The organism is Roseomonas sp. KE2513, from assembly GCF_016107305.1.
Lineage (GTDB): Bacteria > Pseudomonadota > Alphaproteobacteria > Acetobacterales > Acetobacteraceae > Roseomonas.
The window spans coordinates 1-1027 of the sequence record NZ_RCVR01000152.1; the positions used below are offsets into that span (position 1 = coordinate 1).

A 1027-nucleotide genomic window follows, 5' to 3' on the forward strand; every position below is an offset into this window, starting at 1 on the left:
AGCACTTCTGGCTTGCACGGACTCGCGGGTTCTGATTCGACGCTGTTGATGGAGCAGCGAATCTGGTGATGACGGCACCCCTGTCGCAGGACCTGCGCAAGCGCCTGGTTTGGGCTGTTGAGGAGGGCGCCTCGGCACGGGAGGCAGCAGCCCGGTTTGCCGTCAGTGCCTCGGCGGCGATCAAGCTGGTGCGGCGGGTGCGCCAGACCGGCAGCACGGCACCGGCCAAGATCGGTGGCTACCGCAAGCCGTTGCTGGCCGGACACGAAGAGTTCCTCCAGGAACTGACGGCCAGCCGGAAAGGGATCACCCTGGCGGAGATCCGGGCGGCCCTGATCGAGCGCGGCGTGGCACCAGTGTCGCTGATGACCATCTGGTCCATGCTGAAGCGGCTCGAGCACTCGCATAAAAAAGACCCTGAGGGCCTCCGAGCAGGACCGACCGGATGTGGCCGAGCACCGCCGCCACTGGCGGGTATGGCAGCGCTACATGGATCCGGAGCGCTTTGTCTTTCTCGACGAAACCGGCGCTGCCACGAACATGGTTCGGCGCTACGGCTGGGGTCCGAGGCGCGAGCGCCTGGTCGATGCCGCGCCGCACGGTCACTGGCGCACCACCACCTTCATCGCAGGCCTGCGCAGCACCGACCTCGTCGCCCCTCTCGTGCTGGACGGACCCATGATCGGCGATGCTTTCCTCGCCTATGTCGGGCAATTCCTCGCGCCCGTCCTGTCCAAAGGCGATGTGGTGGTCCTCGACAACCTTCCCGCCCACAAGGTTGCCGGTGTGCGCGAAGCCATCCGGGCCACCGGCGCCAGCCTGCTCTACCTGCCGCCCTACTCGCCGGATCTGAACCCAATCGAGCAGGCCTTCGCCAAGCTGAAGGCCCTGCTCCGAAAAGCCGCGGCCCGCACCCGAGAAGCCCTCTGGAACACCATCGGCCGCCTGCTCGAGACCTTCATCCCAGCCGAGTGCCGAAACTACCTCGCCAACTCAGGCTATGCGTTCGAGTAGGGTGGAAAAGCTC

The 1027-nt window shown here is 66.0% G+C and carries 1 protein-coding gene; it reads left to right on the forward strand.

From position 1 onward, the window contains the following. Positions 1–68: 68 nt before the first annotated feature. Positions 69–1014 (forward strand): IS630 family transposase gene (locus D9599_RS30690; protein WP_232481149.1). Its coding sequence is split into 2 segments (ribosomal slippage): positions 69–389 and positions 391–1014, totalling 945 coding nucleotides; the frame shifts between segments, so codons are not numbered across the junction. Positions 1015–1027: the final 13 nt, after the last annotated feature.